We start from the raw sequence: 20,415 nt of genomic DNA, 5'->3' as shown, positions 1-20,415 counted from the left end.
CTGTTTCCTTCATCTTGTAACACAAGCAAATCCGTTTCAGGTGCAGTATCACAAAGCATGGCAATCGTTCGAGCGGCGCTGGTCCAGACGAACTGGACCGGTGACAAAGAGTCCATGATCAAGGCCCACGAGGAGTACGCGCGGCAGGCCGCGGCGGCGGGGGCCAAGGTGATCTGCTTCCAGGAGTTGTTCTACGGGCCGTACTTCTGCCAGGTGCAGGACGCGAAGTTCTACGACTACGCGGAATCGGTGCCGGGGCCGACGGTGGAGCGGTTCCAGGCGCTGGCCCGGGAACTCGGCATGGTGATGGTGCTGCCGGTGTACGAGAAGGAACAGGACGGGTTCCTCTACAACACCGCTGCCGTCGTCGACGCCGATGGCAGCTACCTCGGCAAGTACCGCAAGCACCATATTCCGCAGGTGTACGGCTTCTGGGAGAAGTTCTACTTCCGGCCCGGGAATCTGGGCTGGCCGGTGTTCGACACCGCGGTCGGCAAGGTCGGCGTCTACATCTGCTACGACCGGCACTTCCCGGAAGGCTGGCGCGCCCTCGGGCTGGCCGGGGCGCAGATCGTCTTCAATCCCTCGGCCACCTCGCGCGGGCTGTCGAGCTACCTGTGGAAGCTCGAGCAGCCGGCCTCGGCGGTGGCCAACGAGTACTACATCGGGGCCATCAACCGGGTGGGCATCGAGGACCTCGGCGACGACGACTTCTACGGGACCAGCTATTTCGTCGATCCCGAGGGCAAATTCGTCGGCGAGGTCGCCTCCGACACCAGCCCGGAACTCGTCGTGCGGGACCTGGACATGGATCTGATCAAGGTGGTCCGGGATCGGTGGGCGTTCTATCGCGACCGGCGCCCGGATGCCTACGGGAAGCTGGTGGAGCCGTGAGCAAGGTCTTCATCCACGGCGGAATCGTGGTGTCGGCCACGGGATCCCAGCCCCTGGACGTACTGATCGACGGCGAGACCATCGCGGCGGTGATCCAGCCGGGATCCACCGCGCTCGGCAGCGACCTGGCCGCCACCGCCGACATCGTCATCGACGCCACCGGGAAGTACGTCATCCCGGGCGGCGTGGACGCGCACACCCATATGCAGCTGCCGTTCGGCGGGACCGAAGCCTCCGACACCTTCGAAACCGGCACCCGGGCCGCGGCCTGGGGCGGCACCACCACCATCGTGGACTTCGCGGTGCAGAAGCCGGGCGAGCGGGTGCAGGACACCCTGGCGCTGTGGCATCGCAAGGCCGAGGGGCAGTGCGCGGTCGACTACGGATTCCATCAGATCGTCGGGGACGTCAACGCCGAATCCCTCAAGGGCATGGCGGAATTGGTGTCCGAAGGGGTGACCAGCTTCAAGCTGTTCATGGCCTATCCGGGCGTCTTCTACTCCGATGACGGGCAGATCCTGCGCGCCATGCAGACCAGCGCGGAGCTGGGCGCGCTGCTGATGATGCACGCCGAGAACGGCATCGCCATCGACGTGCTCATCGAGCAGGCGCTCGGGCGGGGCGATACCGCACCGTATTTCCACGGCACCTCACGCCCGTGGGAGCTCGAGGAGGAGGCCACCCACCGCGCCATCATGCTGGCCAAGGTGACCGGCGCGCCGCTGTATGTCGTGCACGTCTCGGCCAAGCAGGCCCTCGAGCAGATCGCGCAGGCGCGCGGCCGGGGACAGAACGTCTTCGGCGAGACCTGTCCGCAGTACCTGTACCACTCGCTCGAAGAACAGCTGGGCGCACCGGGTTTCGAGGGCGCGAAATGGGTGTGCTCGACGCCGCTGCGTGCGCGCGCCGAAGGGCATCAGGACGAGCTGTGGCGCTACATCCGCACCGGGGACGTCACCAGCGTCGCCACCGACCACTGCCCGTTCTGCATGAAAGGCCAGAAAGAGCTCGGCCTGGGCGATTTCAGCAAGATCCCCAATGGCATCGGCGGCGTGGAACACCGGATGGACCTGATGTTCCAGGGCGTCAAGGACGGCCGCATCTCGCTGGAGAAATGGGTCGAGGTCTGCTGCACCGCGCCCGCGCGCATGTTCGGCATGTACCCACGCAAAGGCGTCATCAGCCCGGGCGCGGACGCCGACGTGGTGATCTACGACCCGAACGGGCACACCAGCATCGGGCTCGGCAAGACCCATCACATGAACATGGATCACTCCGCCTACGAGGGCGTGGAGATCGACGGGCACGTGGACACGGTGCTCTCGCGCGGGCGCGTGATCATCGACGACGGCGCGTACCTGGGCAGTACCGGGCACGGGCGGTTCGTCAAACGCGGACTCTCCCAGAACTTGATCTGACCGACCCCAGCGCACGAAAAGGAGGGTGCCGCATGGATATCGGAGTGGTGCTGCAATGCACGCCGCCCGCCTCACGCGTCGTGGAACTGGCCAGAATCGCCGAGACGCACGGCTTCTCGCACGTCTGGACGTTCGATTCGCATCTGCTGTGGCAGGAACCGTACGTCATCTACAGCCAGATCCTCGCCGCGACCAGGAAAGTCGTGGTCGGGCCGATGGTCACCAATCCGTCCACCCGGGACTGGACGGTCACCGCCTCCACCTTCGCGACCCTGAACGACATGTTCGGCAATCGCACCGTGTGCGGCATCGGGCGCGGGGATTCGGCGGTACGCACCCTCGGCGGCAAACCGGCGACGGTGGCCGAGCTGCGCGAATCCATCGGCGTGATCAGGGAATTGGGCAATGGGCGGGCCGCACGGATCGGCGAGGTCGAAGTGCGGTTCCCGTGGGCGGCGGCGTCGGCGCTGCCGGTGTGGGTGGCCGGATACGGGCCGCGCGTACTGGATCTGACCGGGGAGGTGGCGGACGGGTTCATTCTCCAGCTCGCCGACCCGGACATCACCGCGTGGACCATCGCCCGGGTGCGGGCCGCCGCCGAACGCGCCGGACGCGATCCGGACGCGGTCACCATCTGCGTGGCGGCGCCGGCCTACATCACCGACGGCACCGCCGCGGGCCTGAAACACGCTCGGGAGCAATGCCGTTGGTTCGGCGGCATGGTCGGCAATCACGTAGCCGACATCGTCACCAAGTACGGCACCGACAGTGACGTGCCGCAGGCGCTCACCGACTACATCGCCGGACGGCAGGGCTACGACTACAACGAGCACGGGCGGGCGGGCAACACCCACGCCGCTTTCGTGCCCGATGCGATCGTGGACCGGTTCTGCCTGCTCGGCACGCCCGATGATCATCTCGCGCGGTTGCGGGAGCTGGAGGCGCTCGGCGTCGACCAGTTCGCCGTCTACCTCCAGCACGATGCCAAGACCTCGACGCTGGACGCGTACGGCGAATCGGTGCTGCCGCGGCTGGCGCATCCGGTGACGGCGACGGAGAACATCTCGTGACCGCACTGTCCGACCTATCGGAAACGCTTGCCCCGGAACCGGTTGCGGTGCTGCCCAGACGGCGCGGCGTCCGGCCCGGGGTGCGCGGGCTGCTCTATCCGATCGCCGCGTTCGGCCTGCTGATCGCGGTGTGGGAGCTGATCAAATACCTGGTGCCGGCCAATGGCGTCAGCATCGGCGAACAGCGCATCCTGCCGCGCACCACCGACGGCGCGCTGCCGCACGTGTGGGCGGTGGTGACCGTCCTGGGGGAGAAGGACGGTAAGTCCACCGTCGGCGGCACCCTGTTGCGCACCGCCGGATTCACCCTCGAACTGGCCCTGCTGGCCCTGGTGCTCGGCACCGTGGTGGGGATCGCGCTGGCCGTGCTCATGCAGCGGTTCGGGTGGGTCGAGCGCGGCCTGCTGCCGTATGTGATCGTCTCCCAGACCGTTCCGCTCATCGCCCTCGCGCCGCTGGTCGCCGGGTGGGGCGGCAAGATCCATATCGCCGGGCAGCCCTGGAAGCCGTGGATGAGCATCGTGGTCATCGCCGCCTACCTGGTGTTCTTCCCGGTCGCCATCGGCATGCTGCGCGGGCTGCAATCACCATCCAAGGCCGCGGTGGAGCTCCTGCACAGCTGTGCCGCCGGCTGGTGGGCCACACTGCTGCACCTGCGCTTGCCCGCCGCCGTCCCGCATCTGCTGCCCGCGCTGCGGCTGGGCGCGGCCGCGGCGGTGATCGGCGCGGTGGTCGCGGAGATCTCCACCGGCACCGCGGGCGGGATCGGACGGCAGATCATCGTCTTCTCCCAGCAGTCCACCGGCAATGCCGCCCGGCTCTACGCGGCGGTCATCGCCGCCGCCCTGCTCGGCGTGGTGCTGACCGGGATCGTTTCGCTCATCGAACTCGCGCTGCGCCGGTACAACCGGCCCGCCGGGACCGGTGAATCTTCAGGAGGTTCGCGTTGACCGTCGGCACACCCCTCGCCGAAAGCGATACGGCCAGACCGGATTCGACGCCCGCCGTCGAATTGAGCGCGGTGGGGAAGATCTTCGCGGCGGGGCAGGTCACCGCGCTCAGCGACATCAGCTTGACCGTGGCGGCGGGGGAGTTCGTCTCGCTCATCGGGCCGTCCGGGTGCGGGAAGTCCACGCTGTTGCGGATCGTCGCCGATCTCGAACAGCCCAGTACGGGAACCGTGGTGGTGCACGGCAAGACCGCGCGGCAGGCCCGGCTCGATCAGGAGTACGGGATCGCGTTCCAGCAGGCCGGACTGCTGGATTGGCGCACCGTCGCCGAGAACGTGGAGCTGCCCCTGCAATTGCACGGGGTGGGAAAGCGCGAAAGACGCGCGCGCAGTGCGGAATTGCTCGAGATCACCGGGCTGTCCGATTTCGCGGCGCGGTATCCGGCCGAACTGTCGGGCGGGATGCAGCAGCGCGTCGCCATCGCGCGGGCGCTGGCCCGGAAACCGCCGCTGTTGCTGATGGACGAACCGTTCGGGGCCCTCGATGAGATGACCCGGGAACGGATGCAGGGCGAGCTCTTGCGGATCGCCGAAGAGACCGGGGCCGCAGTGGTTTTCGTGACGCACTCGATTCCCGAAGCGGTGTTCCTGTCCGATCGGGTGGTCGTCATGTCGCCGCGGCCGGGGCGGATCACCGCCGTGCTGGACACCGGCGGATGGGGACGCGACAGCGACGGGGACGTGCGCTCGAGCGACGAGTTCTTTACCGCCGTGGCGGCCGTGCGCGCGGCGCTGCGGGACGGGCACGGGGATGCCGAAAGCGTTGCGGGACGGGATATTCGATGAGACGAGTGCTCTCGACCTGGCTGCCGCCGGTGGTGTTCGGGGTGGGGATCCTGCTGCTGTGGCAGGTGCTCACCGTCGCCGCCGGGGTGCCGTCGTTCCTGCTGCCCGCACCGTCGGCGATCGCGAAAGCCTTCGGGGACAACTTCGACGCGATCCTCAAAGCGGCCGTCGCCACCGGATCCAATGCGCTGATCGGGCTGATCGTCGGCGCGGTGCTCGGGATCGCCGCCGCGGTGCTGGCGGTGCGGTTCACCGTCGCCGACGGCATCCTGGGCGCGCTCGCGGCCGGCGCGGCGGCGGTGCCCATCGTCGCGCTCGCGCCGCTGCTGAACTCCATGTACTCCACCACCACCGACACCCCGCGCCGCCTGGTCGCCACCATCGTGGTGTTCTTTCCCGTCTTCGTCAGCGCCGCAAAGGGATTGCGTCAGGTCCCGCGCGTGCACGCCGACCTCATGACCGCCTATGCCGCCACCGGCTGGCAGATCACCCGCACCGTCCGGCTGCCCGCCGCGCTGCTGCACCTGTTCACCGGGCTGCGCATCGCCGCCCCGGGCGCGGTGATCGCCGCCATCATCGCCGAATACTTCGGCGGATTGCAGCACGGGCTCGGCAGCCGCATCACCTCGGCCGCCGCCAATACCGCCTACCCGCGCGCCTGGGCCTACGTCGTCGCCGCCATGGCGCTCGGCCTGGTGTTCCTGGCCGCCGTGCTGCTGCTCGAGCAGCTCACCCGCAGACCCCGCACCATCCCTGGGAGATCCAAATGAGAAGTACCGTAAAGCAATACCGGTTTCGAGCCGTCCTGGCCGCCGCCGCACTGGGCCTTGCCGCCCTGACCGGATGCAGCGCCTCCGACAGCGGGACCACCGCCGACGGTTTGACCAAGGTCAAGCTGCAGTTGCAGTGGTTCAAGCAGGGGCAGTTCGCGGGGTATCTGGCCGCCGTGGACCAAGGGTTCTACAAAGAACAGGGCCTGGAGGTCGAAATCCTCGACGGCGGAACCGATATCGTGCCGCAGACCGTGCTCGCGCAGGGGCAGGCCGATTACGCCATCGCCTGGGTGCCCAAGGCGCTCGCCTCCCGGGAAGCCGGGGCCGGGATCACCGATGTGGCGCAGATCTTCCAGCGCTCGGGCACCAAGCAGGTGTCGTTCAAGTCGGCGAACATCAACGGTGCGGCCGATCTGCGCGGCAAGAAGGTCGGAAACTGGGGCTACGGCAATGAATTCGAGCTCTTCGCGGGCATGACCAAGGCCGGGCTGAATCCGTCCACGGACGTGAAGCTCGTGCAGCAGCAGTTCGATATGAACGCCTTCCTGGCCCGCGATATCGACGCCGCGCAGGCCATGTCCTACAACGAGTACGCGCAGCTGCTCGAGACCAAGAACCCGGCCACCGGAAAGCTGTACACCGCAGCCGATTTCACGGCGCTGGACTGGAACGATCAGGGCGTGGCCATGTTGCAGGACGCCATCTGGGCCAATACCGAGAAGCTGCAGGACAAGGACTACGCCGATCGGACGGTGAAGTTCATCGCCGCGTCGCTGAAGGGCTGGGCCTTCTGCCGGGACAATGTGGACAAATGCCGCGATATCACGGTGGCGGCCGGGTCGACGCTGGGCGCGAGCCATCAGCAATGGCAGATCACCGAGGTGAACAAGCTGATCTGGCCGTCTCCCAACGGAATCGGCATGATCGACAAAGCGGCCTGGGATCGCACCGTGTCCATCGCCAAGACCGCGCGCAACCAGGAAGGCGCGACGGTGCTGACCAAGGATCCCGACGCGGCCGCCTACTCCACCGAATACGTCACCAAAGCCCTGGATCTGCTGAAAACCCAAGGCGTGGACGTGAACGGCGCGAGCTACGCACCGCAGCCGGTGACCCTGTCCGAGGGCGGCAAATAGGCACCGCGAGCAGGTTGTTCGACCCTGCACGATAGTCGGTCCACGCTGTTAGTGTCGCGGTCATGAAGGTAGAACTGCGGCACAATCCCTCCTCGACCATTGCCCGCTGCTTCCTTGCCGGCGGCGAACCCATGCGGGTCGAGAGCGGGGCCATGGTCGCGCATTCGGCCGGAGTCACCTTGGCCGCCAAGGCCGAAGGCGGCATCCTCGCCGGCCTCAAGCGTTCGGTCCTGGCGGGGGAGTCGTTCTTCGTCTCCACGTTCACCGCACCGCCCCAGGGCGGCTGGGTGGACGTGGCCCCCGCCCTGCCCGGCGATATGCTCGCCCTCGCCATCACCCCCGACCGCCCCTTCTTCATCAGTCGCGGCGGCTGGATCGCCAACTCGCACGGCGTCGCGGTCGAAGCCAAATGGGGCGGCCTGTCCAATCTCTTCGGCGGCGAGGGCGGCTTCGGCCTGCGCGCCCACGGCCAAGGCGAAGTGGTCCTCGGCGTCTTCGGAGCCATCGACGTCATCGACCTGGCCCCCGGCGAACCCGTCACCATCGACACCGGCCATGTCGTCGCCTACGACCTGGCCATGAACTTCACCATCCGCCGCGCCGTCTCCGGCCGCTCCCTGCAATCGCTGAAATCCGGCGAAGGCTTCGTTTTCGACTTCGTCGGCCCCGGCCGCGTCCTGCTGCAAACCCGCAACCCGGGCGCTTTCGCGGCCTGGGCCGGCTCCGCCGCCTCCAGCGGCTAGTCCTGTGACCCACTGCACAGTCCCACTCACCGAACATAACTCCAGCTGAAACACGTTCTATCTGGAATCCTCGTGCGGACCGGCGGCGGTCTTCCCGACTTTCTTCGCGAAAACGCCACCCCGGAGAATGTGAATCATGCATGCTTCACACGTCTGACATGTCAGTAGATAGATGAGGAGTACCACGTGTCCGGATCCGCAGCGGATTTCCTGTCCGAAGTTCTGATCAAGACCATTCAGGGTCTGTTCACCGGAACTGCGGGCAAGTAAGCACCGTAGTACCCGAGCCCACCGGATCGCGCGGGATCCGGTGGGCTCACTGCGTTCCCGGCCCTCGAGCCGTCCGAAGCCCCGGCGCGGGCACCTATGGTTGTCGGTATGTGGTTGCCGAGTTCCCCGCGCACCCCGGTGCGTGCCGCAGTCGCGGCGCTGACCATCGGCGTGGCGGTCGTGAGCGGGTGTTCCGCCGAGTCGCCCTCGGGTGACGAGCGGAAGGCGGACAACGCACTCCTGGCCGAGTACGTGGCACTCGGCGATTCCTTCGCCGCAGGCCCCGGGATCTCCCCGTCGGCCAAGGGCGAGCCCTGCTACCGCAGCGCCGTCAACTACCCCCAACTGGTGGCAAACCAGCTGGGCGTCAAGGTCTTCCGCGACGTGACCTGCACCGGCGCCCGCACCGAGAACATCCTCACCACCCCGCAAACCGGCAGAACAGCCGAATCGACCGTCCCGGTCCAACTCGACGCCCTGTCTGCGGACACGACGCTGGTCACCCTCACCATCGGCGGCAACGACACCGGTCTGCTCACCATCGCCAACCAATGCGTCAACCACCAGCCCGAACCCGACGGCACCTCCTGCCGCGACACCCTCACCGCCGACGGCATCGACCGCGGCGCGCAAGAAGTAGACGCGGTCGGACCGTCGATAGTGGCCGTACTGAACGCAATTCATGCCAAAGCGCCCCGGGCGCGCGTCCTGGTGACCAGCTACGGCCTATACACGCGCGACGGCGGCTGCGCCTCGCAACCGGTCTGGCCCCGAGACGCCACCTACCTTCAGGACTTGGTCGACCGCCTGGCCGACCTGACCCGCAAAGCAGCGACCGAGAACCACGCCGAATTCGTCGATTTCATCGGCCCCGCCGCCGGACACGACAGCTGCGATCCGACCGAGAACTGGGTCAACGGCATCGTCGCCCGCCGGCCGCAGGACGGAGTGGTCCCCTTGCACCCGACTGGTCTGGGCGAAACGAACTTCGCGCGCATCATTGTCGAACAGTTGACGCGCGCGGCCTCGTAGCGCGAGGGTGGCGGTCCGGTTCAGAAGCCGAGGCTTCTGGTGTCGATGCTCCCGCCACCGCCGATGCAGGCATCCTGTTTCGGCTGCTCGGCCGGGGTGCTCCCGGCGGGTGCGGGAGCGACGGTCACGGTGAGGTTCTCGTAGTCCGCGCCGGCTTGCACGATGGCGAGCGAACGCACGCCCACTGTTCCGGGCACCCATACGACGCTCGCTGTCGCGTCGGCGCCGCCGAATACCGAGGCGACGTCGCTGCCGATGCATTTGTCGGCCTCCCAGAACGCGATTCGTTGCACCGATCCGGTGGTTATGGCGTGAATTCGATATGCCTGCCCCGCAACTACTTCGGTGGTGATGTTGCCTCGGGAGTCGGCCACCCAGTATTTCTCGATGGTGGCAGCTGCCGGAGCCGGGTTCAGGGCCGCGATGGCGGCGGCGATGGTAACTCCCTTGATGCCCCAGCTGATTGCACGGCGGGTCGGGGTGCTTGCTTCCACAGTTCTGTTCTCCTGGTGCGTGTTTTCCGGACGCGAGATCGCTTCCACTGCCCGCGAATCGGTCGGCGTAGGGCTTGCGGTCAGAGTCCGAAGCTTCCGCTGGACGAACCACTGCCGAAGCTGCCGGTGCCGGTGCTGCACGCATCCTGCTTCGGCTGCACCTCCGGGGTCGACCCGGCAGCGGCCGGGCGCGCGTTGATGGTCAACGTCACCACATCCGCATCCCCCTGAACGATCTTCAGCGTGTGCGTGCCCGCCGTCGTCGGAACCCAGACGACATACTGCGAATAGTTCCCCTCCCCGCTCGGATCGGGCGGCGTGACGTTGCTTCCGATACACGTATCGCCGTCATAGAAACTGACCCGCCGGGGTTCACCCCCGGCTTGCGAGCGCACCCAGTACTGCTGCCCGACCACGACTTCACTCTGGGAGTTCCATTTCAGATCGGTGACCCAGGCGCTGAAGATCTTGGCCGACGCCGTGGACGGCGTCAGCGCGACGACCGTCGCCGCCAACACGAGTCCTTTGACGGCCCAACCCATTCCATGAGTCATTGCGAATTCCCTACCTGTCCGTCGGTTGTAGACGGTAGGCAGATTAATCCGCGACTAATGCGAAGTGTTTGCGTTTCAGAAATGCGCGATGCCCCGAATTGTATGGGCAGTCAACAGCTTTCGGTCGAAGTAACCGCTCGCTGCATCCCTGGATCGGTCAGTCGAAGTCGTACACCGTGACCGCGACCCCTCGGGCGTTCCCCGCCCGCCCACGATGCCACTCGCGATAGGCCCGCTCCGGCTCCGCCCACCGCTTCGACACCGCCAGCACGAACCCCTTCCCCCATCCACCTAGGTCATTACAAACATGCGCAATGACCTTCGGCCCCTTGGCCTGAGGACACGTCGCATCCCCCTTGATAATTCGCAGCGTCTCCACCACGCGATGCTCACAGTGGAATATCCCTGTGTCAATTGGGTTATCGGCGTGGCTATATCCGGTCTCTGCGGCCTGGTTTGGAGGTTTGGGCGCCGAGTTGGCCGAAGGCGACGAGGACGCCGCCGGTGGCGAAGATGGCGAAACCGGTTTGGGCGCTGGTGTCGGAGGGGCCGTGGTTCATGGCGGCGATCATGACGAAGAAGCCGAAGAAGGCGATGGCGTAACCGATCCAGAGGAGGGTTCGGGTCCAGGCTGGGGCTCTGGAGAGGTCGTCTGGGCCTGGGACGTCGACGGTGGTGTTGACGTTGTGGGTGTAGTCGTTGCCGACGGCGAGGCCGGTTCCGACGGACTGGGTCACGATGTGGGTGGAGTTGTCGAATCGGGCGATCCAGGCTCGTCCGTCGAGGTTGTCGAGCTTTCGCTGGATTTCTGCCAGTTCCTGGGCGAACTTCTCATCGGTTGCTGCCTCGCGGGTGATCGCGTCGGCGACCTGGTTGCGGGCCCGGACGCTGTCCGGGTTGTCTCGCAGTTGCGAGACAGACTGGCCGCCGATCTTCCGGATGACCGCATCGGTGAGCGCTTTGAGCGCCAGATCGAAATGGCGGTCTATCCAGCGTCCCCCTGCAAGTCCCGCCGCGCCGGCAAGATAGGCGACGATTGCCGGTACCTCGATCACGTTGATCCCCCTCTTTTTTGCATCGACACAACAGCGATGTACTAACCGAATCGTTCGATGGTGTATCGCTGTTTCAACTGTTCGAGCACGGGATCGTTTGTAAGCCAATGTAATTGAGTGGGATCAGACGATGACCTGGCTTACCGAATTGCCTACTGTCCCGCCGCCGATCAGCGCAGCAGGTCGGGGATGAGGGTTCGGGTGTCGGGGACGAAGGGCCAGGTGGGGTTTTCGAGGTGGGAGCGGAGTTCTTCGTCGGTCCACCACCAGCCGGCGGCGATTTCTTCGGGTTGGTGGGTGAAGGGGCCGTCGTGGCGGAGTTCGTAGGCGAAGAGGTGGCAGCGCATGGGGCGGCCTTGCCATTCGCCGTCCCAGGAGGCGCTGGCGACCGGGAGGGGGCGGTCGGCGTGGGGTGGGAGGTGGATGCCGAGTTCTTCGGAGAGTTCTCGGATCGCTGCTTCGGCGGGGTCTTCGTGGGGAGCCAGGACGCCGCCGGCGAGGCAGTCGTGCATGCCGGCGAAGACGGATTTGGTGTCGGTGCGGCGGTGGACGTAGACGCGTTTGCCGTCGGTGGAGCGGACCAGGACGCCGGCGCTGGCGTGCCAGAGGCCCTGGGCGTAGACGTCGGCACGGTCCGCGGCGCCTACTTCTTTGCCTGCGGCGTTGTAGACGGCGATCAATTCCGGCATCTTCGCGGCTCCTTCCCGTTGTGATGAACCTTATGCGGGAGGCGCGGCGGGATAGCGGGCGGATCGGGGTGCGGGGGCGTAGCGTCTGGGGCGCAACAGTTTTCGTCGGAGAGGACGAGCTCATGCCATTTCCGCAGGCGCTGGCCAGGATCAACAAGCGGGTGACGAATCCGGTGCTGGGGGTGGCGGCGCGGGTGCTGCCGGGGTTCGGGATCGTGATCCATACGGGGCGCAAGTCGGGGAAGGTGTATCGGGTGCCGGTGGCGGTGTTCGCGCGGGACGGCGGATACCGGATCGCGCTCACCTACGGGCGGGATGTGGACTGGGTGAAGAACATTCGGGCCGCGGGGAAGTTCGAATTCGAGACGCGCGGCAAGACGATCACCCTGACCGACCCCGTCGTCGGGCAGGATGCCGCGGTGTCCTGGGCGCCGCCGCTGGTGCGGCAGTTCCTGGTCGCTTTGAAGGTCGAGTACTACGTGCAGGCGCGCAAGGCCGCGTGATCAGCGCGGGGTGATGCTGATGATGACGGCGCCCTGCTGCCAGCTTTGGTAGGCGTCGGCTCTATTGGGCTGACCGGCCGCATCGAAGCCGATGCCGTTGAATTTGGCCCACTGCTTGTTGTCCAGGGCGATCACCGTCGACAGCCGCACCACCGATTCGGCGTCCTCGAAGACCTCGGCGTCGGCGGTGAGCTTCGGGCCGCCCATCGAGATCTGGATCGGCACGTCCTTGCGGATATTGCGCACCCACGGATGCTTGGCGGTGCCGACCAGCAGCGCGCCCTCGTGCCGGGTGTAGGCGACGGGAACGTCGTAGACCTTCCCGGACTTGCGGCCGGTCACGTACAGCACGACCAGGCGTTTGCCGACCTGGCGGCCCAGCACGGGCACGCGCAACAGCGTGCGGACGACCTTGTTGACGGTGCTCTGGTAGGAGCGGATGGGCTCGGGGCCACTGGTGGTGGGCGTGCCGTACGGGTTGGTTTCGGGGGTTTGCTCGGACATGCCGGTCTCCTTCGCGGAAATGCGTTGCACGGCAGGCTGATACGGCATCGACTATAGGCCGGTTGGTACGCGCGGGCGGTGGGCGCATGGCCGGGGGTGTTTCGCGGACCGGGTGGTACGGTCGCGCGCTGTAGATTCGCTGGTAACCGGATCAGTACCCGCAGTCGAGGAGCAGAATCGTTGACCGACGTGGTCGATCGCCCGCCCCAGCCCCGATCATCCGGGCGTCACGCCGCCCCCGAGGATCGCCCGCCCATGTCGTGGCGCGCGGTGGCCGCGGTCGCGGTACCGGCTGCTGTGGTGTTGCTGCTGTCCGCGACCCGGTATGGATACTTCGGCGACGAGCTGTACTTCCTGGCAGCGGGCCGGCGACCGTCGTGGGGTTACGCCGATCAGGGACCGGTGCTGCCTTTGCTGGCCCGGTTCATGGACCTCATCGCCCCGGGCTCGTTCTTCGTACTGCGCCTGCCCTCGGTGCTGCTGACCGTCCTCGCGATCGTGCTGTGCGCCATGCTCGCCCGCGAATTCGGCGGCGGCCGCTGGGCGCAGACCCTGGCCGCGCTCGGCTACGCCAGTTCCCCGTTCCTGCTGCTGCAGGGCACCATGCTCACCACCAATGCCGTCGACACCGCCCTGTGGGTGATCATCACCTGGCTGGTGGTGCGCTGGGTGCGCACGCGTGATGACCGCCTGCTGTTCCTGGCCGCCCTGGTCACCGCGGTGGACATGCAGGTGAAATGGCTGATCCCGTTCTTCTGGATCGCGGTCGCGGTGAGCAGCCTGGTTTTCGGTCCCCGGGAGCTGGTGCGCCGCCCGCTGCTGTGGGCGGGCGGGGTCGTGGTGGTGCTGGCGACCATCCCGGAACTGCTGTGGCAAGCGCACAATGACTGGCCGCAGCTGGAGATGGGCAAGGTGATCGGCGCCGAACAGGACATCCTGGGCGGTCGCCTGCTGTTCGTGCCGATGTCGGTCAGCCTCGCCGGCTACCTCGGCGCCCTCCTGCTGCTGTGGGGCCTGTGGGTGCTGCTGCTGTGGGAGTCGTTGCGCCCGTACCGATTCCTGGGCGCGACCCTGATCCTGCTGTACGTGGCGTTCCTGGTCACCGGCGGCCGCATCTACTACGCGGCCGGCATGTACGCGGTCATGATCGCCGCCGGCGCGGTCGGCCTGGTCACCACCGCCGAACGCCTGCAACCGATCTGGCGTCGCACCCTGATCGCCGCCACCGCCGTATTGGCCCTCGGCGCAACGGGTTTCGTGCTCTACGCCACTCCCTGGCGCTCGGCCGATTCGATCCAGCCGTACAAGGACGACGCCGAGGCCGCCATCAATATCGGCGTCTACGGCTCCTTCGGCTGGCACGACCTCACCGACGAGGTCATCCGCGTCTACGCCGCGCTACCCAGGGCCGAGAAAGACCACGCGATCATCCTCACCGACACCTATTGGCAGGCAGCCGCTCTCGACCAGATGGGCCGCGACCAGCTCCCGCCCATCTACAGCCCCAGCCGCGGCTTCGGCTACTTCGGCACCCCGCCCGACGACGCCACCGCCGTGATCGCCGTCGGCGGCTACGAAGCCGTCCTGCGCACCCAGTTCGAGCACGTCGATCCGGTCGGCAAGGTGAACACCCGCATCGGATTCCCCGGCAATACCCAGGACGTCACCATCTGGAAGTGCACGGGACGGAAACAAGCGTGGGACCAGCTGTGGCCGAAGTGGATGCACCTGTAGCGGCGCCCTCACGCAACAGGAAACGCTCGTACACCCCCGCCAATTCGGGGCAGTAGACGAACAATTCGTCCCGGAACGCCCCCTCGGCATTCAGCTGGCACAGCACCCCGATGGTGGTGAGCAGCGTGCGCCCGAGCGGGGTGAACTCGGCGGGCGTGGTGAGCTGCCGCGCCACATTCGTCAATCGCAGCGAGGTGGCGCGCTTGACCTGCTCGCGCAACCACGGCGTGGTCAGGTGCACGGTGCGCGGGAACATGAGCGCGCTGATCGGCTCCAGCAGCGCGACGAACGCCTCGATATCGAATTCCCGGTCCGCCTCCAGGAAGCCGTGCCGGCGCAGCGCCGCGTCCAGTTCGGCGTGCGTGCCGTTGAACAGGCAATCGGCCAGCTCGGCGAACAGGTGCGGGAAGTGGTCGGGGAACGGCGAGCACGCCCCGTAGTCCACGATGCCCAGCCGCCCGTCCCGCATGATCCGGAAATTCCCGGGATGGGTGTCGGTGTAGATGAGCCCGGTGCGGGTGAACGAGCTCATGACGAACCGCAGCACCAGCATGCCGACCCGATCGCGTTCGGCCTGCGCGCCGGTGGCGATCACCCGGCCCAGCGGAATCCCGTCCAGCCATTCGCTGATCACCACATCGCCCTGCTGATGCACCACCTGCGGCACCACGAAGTCCGGATCGTCGGCGAAGGCGTCGGCGAAGACGCGCTGGGTCTCGGCTTCCCGGGCGTAGTCGAGTTCGTCGTCGATGCAGGCGACGAAGGCCTCGGCCACCGAGTTCACGTCCGCGCCGGGCACGAAGATGGTCGCCAGCGGCGCCATGCGCCGGATCTGCGCCAGATCCGAGCGCACCGACTCCCGCGCCCCCGGATACATCAGCTTCACCGCCACCTTGCGCCCGTCGTGCCAGGTCGCGCGATGCACCTGCCCGACCGAGGCGGCGGCGGTGGCCCGGAAATCGAAGTCGGCGAACAGCTCCCGCCAGTCCGGGCCGAGCTGGGCGGCCATGGCTTGATCGACGGCGGCGGGCAGCATGGCCGGGGCCGAATCCTGCAGCTGGCTCAGCGCTTCCCGATAGGGCGCACCCAGCTCGGGCGGCAGCGCGAGTTCGTAGAGCGCCAGCAACTGCCCGAACTTGGCCGCGCAACCTTTGAGCTCGCCGAGCACCTCGAACATGTGCTGGGCGGTGCGCGCCTGGATATCCAGATCCACCTGAGCTTTGGCGATCCCGGTCGCGCGCCGGCCCAGACCCCCGGCCTTGCGCGCGGCATACGCCACCGGCAGCGTGGCCATCTTGGCGTTTCGCAGGATCGGCGAAGTCGGCGGTTGTCCGGTGTTCTCGGACGCGCTGCGACGGCGCAATCGTCGCAATCCACCCTGGCGCGGTTCGGGCATTCGTGACCTCCGGAAGATCGACCGTCCCAGTGTGTCATGCCGTGGATGACCATGGTAGCGAAATTGTCTGGGACAGTAATACTCTGGAGGGGACTCGATCCGCCGTGGCGGACGCGGGCGGCAACGGGGCCGTCCGGCGGCCGCGGCGAAGGGGTGAGGACCATGAACGAGAAGGTGGGCGCGGTGGCGCTGCGCCCGCGCGCGGTGCGATTCGACTTCCGGCGGGCGCCGCTGCACTGGATCCCGGGCGAACCCGTTGCCTCCCATGCCATTTCCGGGCTGAACCTGATCCTGCCGCTGGGGGAGCGGGGATTCGTGGAGATGTTCCGGCGGGCGCTGCCCTATGTCGCCGACGACGAACTGCGCGAGCAGATGATCGGCTTCATGGGACAGGAAGCCGTGCACGCCGAATCGCACAATCAGGCGACGTGGGAATTCCTGCGACGGCACGGGATCGACCCGGAACCCATCCTGACCGAGGCCGAATATCTCTTCGACCGGGCCATCATCCGGCTGGATACGCTGCCGGAACCGCTGCGGCACCGGGTGGTGGTGCAGATGCTCGCGGCCATCGCCGGGATCGAGCATTTCACCGCGATCGGCGGGGACTGGCTGCTCAATCAGGACTTCGAAGCGCTGGGCGCGGACCCGGCGCTGACCGATCTGTTCCGCTGGCACGGGGCCGAGGAGGTCGAGCATCGCAGTGTGGCGTGGAATGTGGCGCGGTACTTCGGGGCGCGGCGGCCGCGTTTGGTGACCATCTATCTCGGGGTCAGTGTGGGGTTGCCGGTCGGGCTGCTCGCCATCGCGTGGTGGCTGGTGCGGCAGGATCCGACGCTGCCGAGTATGGGTCCGGTGCGGGTGGTCCGGGAGGTCAACAGCGGTATGCGGCGGGGCGTGCTGCCACGCTGGCGGTTGATCGGGCGGGGTTTCGCGTCGTTCGTGCGGGCCGATTACGACCCGCAGGACACCGGCGATACCGCGCAGGCCGTCGCGTATCTGGCGCAATCGCCTGCGGCCAAGATCGCGCACGCTTCATGACCCGGGCTCCCCAGCCGCAGACCATCGAGGGCCGGATCGCCGAAATGCGCAGGCGCGGTGTGCCGCCCGCGTTCTGGGCGCCATTGCGCCGCGATCCACTGCTGATGGTCGCGGACAAACTGATCGCACCGGGGGCGCGGGTGCTGGCCTGGCTGTCACCGCACGGGCGGCCACCGCTCGCACCGCCGCGAACCGGCACCCGCGAACTCGTGCTGGTGGATCGGCAAGTAGTGGCCGCGGACGCCGACGTCGTGAGCCTCGTCTTCGCGCACCCGCGCGGCGCGGCGCTGCGGCCCTGGCAGCCGGGCGCGCACGTGGATCTGGTGCTGCCCTCGGGGCTGGTCCGGCAGTACTCGCTGTGCGGGGACCGCGACGACCCGTTCCACTATCGCGTCGCCGTGCGGCGGATCGCGGGCGGGAGTGGATCGGTCGAACTGCACGACGCGCTGGCGATCGGTACCCGGGTCGGGGTGCGCGGCCCGCGAAACGCCTTCCCGTTCACCGTGATCGGACCGTCGCGGAGGGTCGAGAGCGCGGTGCCGAGGTCGGTGAAGGCAGAGTCCGGTGGGGCCGGGTCAGGCGGGGCCGAGCCTGGCAGGGCAGGGCCCGCCGGGGCCGAGCCTGGCGAGGCAGGGTCCGATGGGGCCCGGTCCGGCGGGGCCGAGCCTGGCGAGGCAGGGTCCGGCGGGGCCGGGTCAGGCGGGAATCGATCGGGCGGGAATCGATCGGCCGGGGCGCGCTACCTGGTGCGGTTCGTCGCCGGCGGCATCGGGATCACGCCGATCCTCGGGATGATGCGCGCGGCAGAACGGGCCGGGCTGGACTGGTCGCTGATCTATACCGGGCGGCACCGGAATTCGCTGCCGTTTCTGGACGTGATCAGCCGGTACGGGTCGCGGGTCACCGTGCGCACCGACGACCGCTCGGGGCTGCCCACGGGGCCCGAGCTGGTGCCGGATATCGACGGGCCGGCGGCCGTATACGTCTGCGGCCCACCGGCGCTGCTCGAGGTAGTGGCGGCCCGCGTGGCCGGCGCACCGGACGTGGAGTTGCACTGTGAGCGCTTCGCACCGCCGCCGATCGTCGACGGCGCGCCCTTCACCGTCCAATTGGGCAGGGGCGGAAGAGTTCTCGACGTCCCCGCCGATCGCACCGCCCTGTCGGTGGTAGCGGAGGCCGAACCGGCGGTGCCCTACTCCTGCCGCCAGGGCTTCTGCACCACCTGCAAGGTGCGTGTGCTGTCGGGCACCGTCGAACACCGCGACACCGTGCTCAATGCCGCCCAGCGCGCGCAGGGCGACATGCTGCTCTGCCTCTCGCGGGCGCCCCACGGCGAGCGCCTGGTGCTGGACCTGAATCACCCGATACCTCCGGATCTTTGACCGATCCGGTGTGATGGGACGCCGCGTGGGTGCAGGGGGCCTGCGCGGCGTTCACTCAGCTCAGGCCAGGCGGGCGCGGGCGATGCCGAAACGCATCAGGCTCGGCGGGGTCAGGCGGGTGCCGTAGTACGCGGCCCAGGCTTCCGGCGTGACCGGCACCACCGCCCGATTGTGCTGCACCGCAGCGACTATCGCCCCGGCCACCTTCGACGGCGGATAACTGCGCATCCGGTAGAGCCGGTCGAAGATCCGCTGCCGCCGGTCCTGCTGTTCGGCCGACACCCCCGAGAACTCGGTGGTGCGCACGATATTGGTGTGCACGATCCCCGGGCACACGGTGGTCACGCCGATACCGTCGGCCGCCAATTCCGCGCGCAGGCAATCGGAGAAGGTGAAGACCGCCGACTTGCTGGTCGAATATGCGCTGAACCCCTGCTGCGGGGTGTAGGCGGCCATGCTGGAGACGTTCACGATGTGCCCGCCCCATCCACGCTCGGCCATCAACTTGCCGAAGGCGCGCGAACCGTGCACGACACCGAAGAAGTTGATGTCGATGACGCGTTTGAAACTGGCGCTGGGTGTGCGCAGGAACGGGGCGGCCTGCGCGACACCGGCATTGTTCACCACCACATCGGGCACTCCGTGCACGGCCGCGACCTCCTCGGCGTGGGCTTCGACCGCGGCCTCATTCGCTACATCGAGGGCGTACGGGTAGGCGAGACCGTCGAATTCGGCGATGAGCGAGGCGGTTTCGCGTGCGGCGGCGGGGTCGATATCGGAGACCACGACCTCCGCGCCGAGGCGGGCGAAGGCGAGGGCGGTTTCGCGGCCGATGCCCGATCCGGCACCGGTGACCACCACCAGGTGATCCTCGAATGCCCGGCCTCGTGGACGGCCCACTTCCGCGCGCCGCAGCTCACGCGCCGGTTCCTGGCCCGACACCGCGTCGATGAGCTGGATCGCCGCGCCGGCGAGCGCTTCGGGATGCGAATACGGCACCCAGTGACCGGCTTTCAGATCCCGCCGCCACAGCCGCTCGGTCCATTCGGCTTCATCGTCGAACACCGCGGGCCGCACCGCCGGATCGTAGGCGGGCACGATCAACTGCACCGGCACCTTCGTACGCCGCTCCCGCGCCGAAAGCACCTTGCCCACCACCAGATTGGCGCGATAGATCTGCAACCCGTTGGCGGCGTCGTCGGGGAAGGTCTCGGCCAGCGTCACCCGATCCATGGGCGTGCCCTGCGCCAGCCGCAACCCGAGCCGGAACATCCGCTCGCCACCGAGCCGCATGACCGCACCCGGCACCACCGGCGTCATGAACGCGAATTGATAAGCGACCGAAGCCAATTGCGACAGCGGTCCGGCCAGATTGCCCGGCGTCGGCCGGGCGAACCGCCGCCGCGCCCAAATGCCTGCATGATCGAGATTGGGCCCGGACACCGAAGTGAACGAGGCCACCCGCAGCTCCGCGTCCGGTTCGCACACCGCATCCCACACCGTCACCGAACCCCAGTCGTGCGCCAGCACGTGCACCGGCGCATCCGGGCTCACCGCATCGATGACCGCGAAGAAATCCTTGGCCAGCTCCGGAATCCGGAACTCGCGATGATCGCCCGGATCGGTGCTGCCCCCGTGCCCGCGCACGTCGTAGCTGACCACATGGAAGCGATCGGTGAAGCGGGGGAGCAGGTTGTCCCACAGCCGGTGCGTATCGGGCCAGCCGTGCACCAGCACCAGCGTCGGGCCGTCGAACACCCCGTATTCGTAGACGGCGAGCTCGACCTCGCCACTGCGGACGGTGCGCTGGATGGGTTCGGAAATCTGCGGCGACACTGCGGCACTCCCTGTCTCGGACCATCGGGTCGAGTCCAGCTTGTGCCGCCGCGCACCCGGGTGTCAATGAATTGTCTGAGACAATTTCCCGGGGGT

At 67.5% G+C, this 20,415-nt stretch carries 20 protein-coding genes; 13 read left to right on the top strand and 7 right to left on the bottom strand.

All coding sequences use genetic code 11. The annotated features are described in order from the left end of the window. Window positions 1-57 precede the first annotated feature (57 nt). The 9 genes from NY1_RS06765 to NY1_RS06725 all read left to right on the top strand — a co-directional run bounded on the left by NY1_RS06765 (window position 58) and on the right by NY1_RS06725 (window position 9,131). Complete coding sequence (locus NY1_RS06765; RefSeq protein ID WP_067709572.1) at window positions 58-894, top strand: nitrilase-related carbon-nitrogen hydrolase; 837 nt, start codon at window positions 58-60, stop codon at window positions 892-894. After that, window positions 891-2,312, top strand: a complete 1,422-nt coding sequence (gene hydA / locus NY1_RS06760; RefSeq protein WP_067709570.1) for a dihydropyrimidinase — start codon at window positions 891-893, stop codon at window positions 2,310-2,312. The genes NY1_RS06765 and hydA overlap by 4 nt, the downstream gene beginning before the upstream one ends. Window positions 2,313-2,344: 32 nt before the next feature. Then, on the top strand, window positions 2,345-3,382 hold the full coding sequence (locus NY1_RS06755) for a TIGR03842 family LLM class F420-dependent oxidoreductase (protein ID WP_067709569.1): 1,038 nt from the start codon (window positions 2,345-2,347) through the stop codon (window positions 3,380-3,382). After that, entirely contained in the window at window positions 3,379-4,332 is a 954-nt protein-coding gene (locus NY1_RS06750) for an ABC transporter permease (protein WP_084534718.1), read from the top strand. The genes NY1_RS06755 and NY1_RS06750 overlap by 4 nt, the downstream gene beginning before the upstream one ends. Then, the gene (locus NY1_RS06745; RefSeq protein WP_067709567.1) at window positions 4,329-5,177 is read left to right on the top strand and encodes an ABC transporter ATP-binding protein; all 849 of its coding nucleotides are present in this window, start codon (window positions 4,329-4,331) and stop codon (window positions 5,175-5,177) included. Before NY1_RS06750 ends, NY1_RS06745 begins: the two co-directional genes overlap by 4 nt. Next, window positions 5,174-5,947: an ABC transporter permease gene (locus NY1_RS06740; RefSeq protein ID WP_067709565.1), complete on the top strand. Its 774-nt coding sequence runs from the start codon at window positions 5,174-5,176 to the stop codon at window positions 5,945-5,947. Before NY1_RS06745 ends, NY1_RS06740 begins: the two co-directional genes overlap by 4 nt. Then, complete coding sequence (locus NY1_RS06735; RefSeq protein WP_067709563.1) at window positions 5,944-7,086, top strand: ABC transporter substrate-binding protein; 1,143 nt, start codon at window positions 5,944-5,946, stop codon at window positions 7,084-7,086. Before NY1_RS06740 ends, NY1_RS06735 begins: the two co-directional genes overlap by 4 nt. Window positions 7,087-7,148: 62 nt before the next feature. Beyond that, on the top strand, window positions 7,149-7,829 hold the full coding sequence (locus NY1_RS06730) for a TIGR00266 family protein (protein WP_067709561.1): 681 nt from the start codon (window positions 7,149-7,151) through the stop codon (window positions 7,827-7,829). Between the two features lie 378 nt (window positions 7,830-8,207). Then, a complete protein-coding gene (locus tag NY1_RS06725) occupies window positions 8,208-9,131 on the top strand; it encodes an SGNH/GDSL hydrolase family protein (RefSeq protein ID WP_067709559.1) in 924 nt (307 codons plus the stop codon). Between the two features lie 20 nt (window positions 9,132-9,151). Here the strand turns inward: NY1_RS06725 and NY1_RS06720 are convergent, their stop codons facing one another. The 4 genes from NY1_RS06720 to NY1_RS06705 form a co-directional block, all read right to left on the bottom strand. Continuing rightward, on the bottom strand, window positions 9,152-9,625 hold the full coding sequence (locus NY1_RS06720) for a hypothetical protein (RefSeq protein ID WP_157762086.1): 474 nt from the start codon (window positions 9,623-9,625) through the stop codon (window positions 9,152-9,154). A gap of 80 nt (window positions 9,626-9,705) precedes the next feature. Then, window positions 9,706-10,140, bottom strand: coding sequence for a hypothetical protein (locus tag NY1_RS06715; RefSeq protein ID WP_157762085.1), 435 nt, complete (start codon window positions 10,138-10,140; stop codon window positions 9,706-9,708). 470 nt (window positions 10,141-10,610) lie between these two features. Next, entirely contained in the window at window positions 10,611-11,234 is a 624-nt protein-coding gene (locus NY1_RS06710; RefSeq protein ID WP_067709554.1) for a hypothetical protein, read from the bottom strand. A gap of 170 nt (window positions 11,235-11,404) precedes the next feature. After that, on the bottom strand, window positions 11,405-11,923 hold the full coding sequence (locus NY1_RS06705; protein ID WP_067709553.1) for an NUDIX hydrolase: 519 nt from the start codon (window positions 11,921-11,923) through the stop codon (window positions 11,405-11,407). Window positions 11,924-12,045: 122 nt separating this feature from the next. Between NY1_RS06705 and NY1_RS06700 the strand changes: the two genes are divergently transcribed. Then, window positions 12,046-12,426: a nitroreductase family deazaflavin-dependent oxidoreductase gene (locus NY1_RS06700; protein WP_067709551.1), complete on the top strand. Its 381-nt coding sequence runs from the start codon at window positions 12,046-12,048 to the stop codon at window positions 12,424-12,426. On the opposite strand, the gene NY1_RS06695 is transcribed toward NY1_RS06700, so the two are convergent. After that, window positions 12,427-12,930: a nitroreductase/quinone reductase family protein gene (locus NY1_RS06695; RefSeq protein WP_084534764.1), complete on the bottom strand. Its 504-nt coding sequence runs from the start codon at window positions 12,928-12,930 to the stop codon at window positions 12,427-12,429. A 189-nt stretch (window positions 12,931-13,119) separates the two neighbouring features. On the opposite strand from NY1_RS06695, the gene NY1_RS06690 reads away from it, so the two are divergent. After that, window positions 13,120-14,664, top strand: a complete 1,545-nt coding sequence (locus tag NY1_RS06690; protein WP_369690429.1) for a glycosyltransferase family 39 protein — start codon at window positions 13,120-13,122, stop codon at window positions 14,662-14,664. On the opposite strand, the gene NY1_RS06685 is transcribed toward NY1_RS06690, so the two are convergent. Continuing rightward, window positions 14,594-16,060, bottom strand: a complete 1,467-nt coding sequence (locus NY1_RS06685; protein WP_067709547.1) for an ABC1 kinase family protein — start codon at window positions 16,058-16,060, stop codon at window positions 14,594-14,596. The two genes, NY1_RS06690 and NY1_RS06685, sit on opposite strands and share 71 nt — an antisense overlap. Before the next feature lie 162 nt (window positions 16,061-16,222). On the opposite strand from NY1_RS06685, the gene NY1_RS06680 reads away from it, so the two are divergent. Together NY1_RS06680 and NY1_RS44430 are read left to right on the top strand one after the other, a co-directional pair. Beyond that, on the top strand, window positions 16,223-17,101 hold the full coding sequence (locus tag NY1_RS06680) for a metal-dependent hydrolase (RefSeq protein ID WP_067709545.1): 879 nt from the start codon (window positions 16,223-16,225) through the stop codon (window positions 17,099-17,101). Beyond that, window positions 17,098-18,483 carry a PDR/VanB family oxidoreductase gene (locus tag NY1_RS44430; RefSeq protein ID WP_067709544.1) on the top strand — a complete coding sequence of 462 codons (1,386 nt, stop codon included), beginning with the start codon at window positions 17,098-17,100 and terminating at the stop codon, window positions 18,481-18,483. Before NY1_RS06680 ends, NY1_RS44430 begins: the two co-directional genes overlap by 4 nt. A 60-nt stretch (window positions 18,484-18,543) precedes the next feature. On the opposite strand, the gene NY1_RS06670 is transcribed toward NY1_RS44430, so the two are convergent. Next, on the bottom strand, window positions 18,544-20,319 hold the full coding sequence (locus tag NY1_RS06670; RefSeq protein ID WP_067709542.1) for an SDR family oxidoreductase: 1,776 nt from the start codon (window positions 20,317-20,319) through the stop codon (window positions 18,544-18,546). Between the last annotated feature and the right edge of the window lie 96 nt (window positions 20,320-20,415).

It is taken from the genome of Nocardia yamanashiensis NBRC 100130, from assembly GCF_001613325.1.
In the GTDB taxonomy this organism is placed as follows: domain Bacteria; phylum Actinomycetota; class Actinomycetes; order Mycobacteriales; family Mycobacteriaceae; genus Nocardia; species Nocardia yamanashiensis.
This window is presented reverse-complemented; position numbering and strand designations above follow the sequence as displayed.

Bases quoted from the DNA above. Each gene is read 5' to 3' on its own strand.
- NY1_RS06740 (WP_067709565.1), top strand. From the start codon at position 5,174: ATGAGACGAGTGCTCTCGACCTGGCTGCCGCCGGTGGTGTTCGGGGTG.
- NY1_RS06700 (WP_067709551.1), top strand. From the start codon at position 12,046: ATGCCATTTCCGCAGGCGCTGGCCAGGATCAACAAGCGGGTGACGAAT.
- NY1_RS06695 (WP_084534764.1), bottom strand. From the start codon at position 12,930: ATGTCCGAGCAAACCCCCGAAACCAACCCGTACGGCACGCCCACCACC.
- NY1_RS06735 (WP_067709563.1), top strand. From the start codon at position 5,944: ATGAGAAGTACCGTAAAGCAATACCGGTTTCGAGCCGTCCTGGCCGCC.
- NY1_RS44430 (WP_067709544.1), top strand. From the start codon at position 17,098: ATGACCCGGGCTCCCCAGCCGCAGACCATCGAGGGCCGGATCGCCGAA.
- NY1_RS06730 (WP_067709561.1), top strand. From the start codon at position 7,149: ATGAAGGTAGAACTGCGGCACAATCCCTCCTCGACCATTGCCCGCTGC.
- NY1_RS06685 (WP_067709547.1), bottom strand. From the start codon at position 16,060: ATGCCCGAACCGCGCCAGGGTGGATTGCGACGATTGCGCCGTCGCAGC.
- NY1_RS06725 (WP_067709559.1), top strand. From the start codon at position 8,208: ATGTGGTTGCCGAGTTCCCCGCGCACCCCGGTGCGTGCCGCAGTCGCG.
- NY1_RS06680 (WP_067709545.1), top strand. From the start codon at position 16,223: ATGAACGAGAAGGTGGGCGCGGTGGCGCTGCGCCCGCGCGCGGTGCGA.
- NY1_RS06705 (WP_067709553.1), bottom strand. From the start codon at position 11,923: ATGCCGGAATTGATCGCCGTCTACAACGCCGCAGGCAAAGAAGTAGGC.
- NY1_RS06765 (WP_067709572.1), top strand. From the start codon at position 58: ATGGCAATCGTTCGAGCGGCGCTGGTCCAGACGAACTGGACCGGTGAC.
- NY1_RS06755 (WP_067709569.1), top strand. From the start codon at position 2,345: ATGGATATCGGAGTGGTGCTGCAATGCACGCCGCCCGCCTCACGCGTC.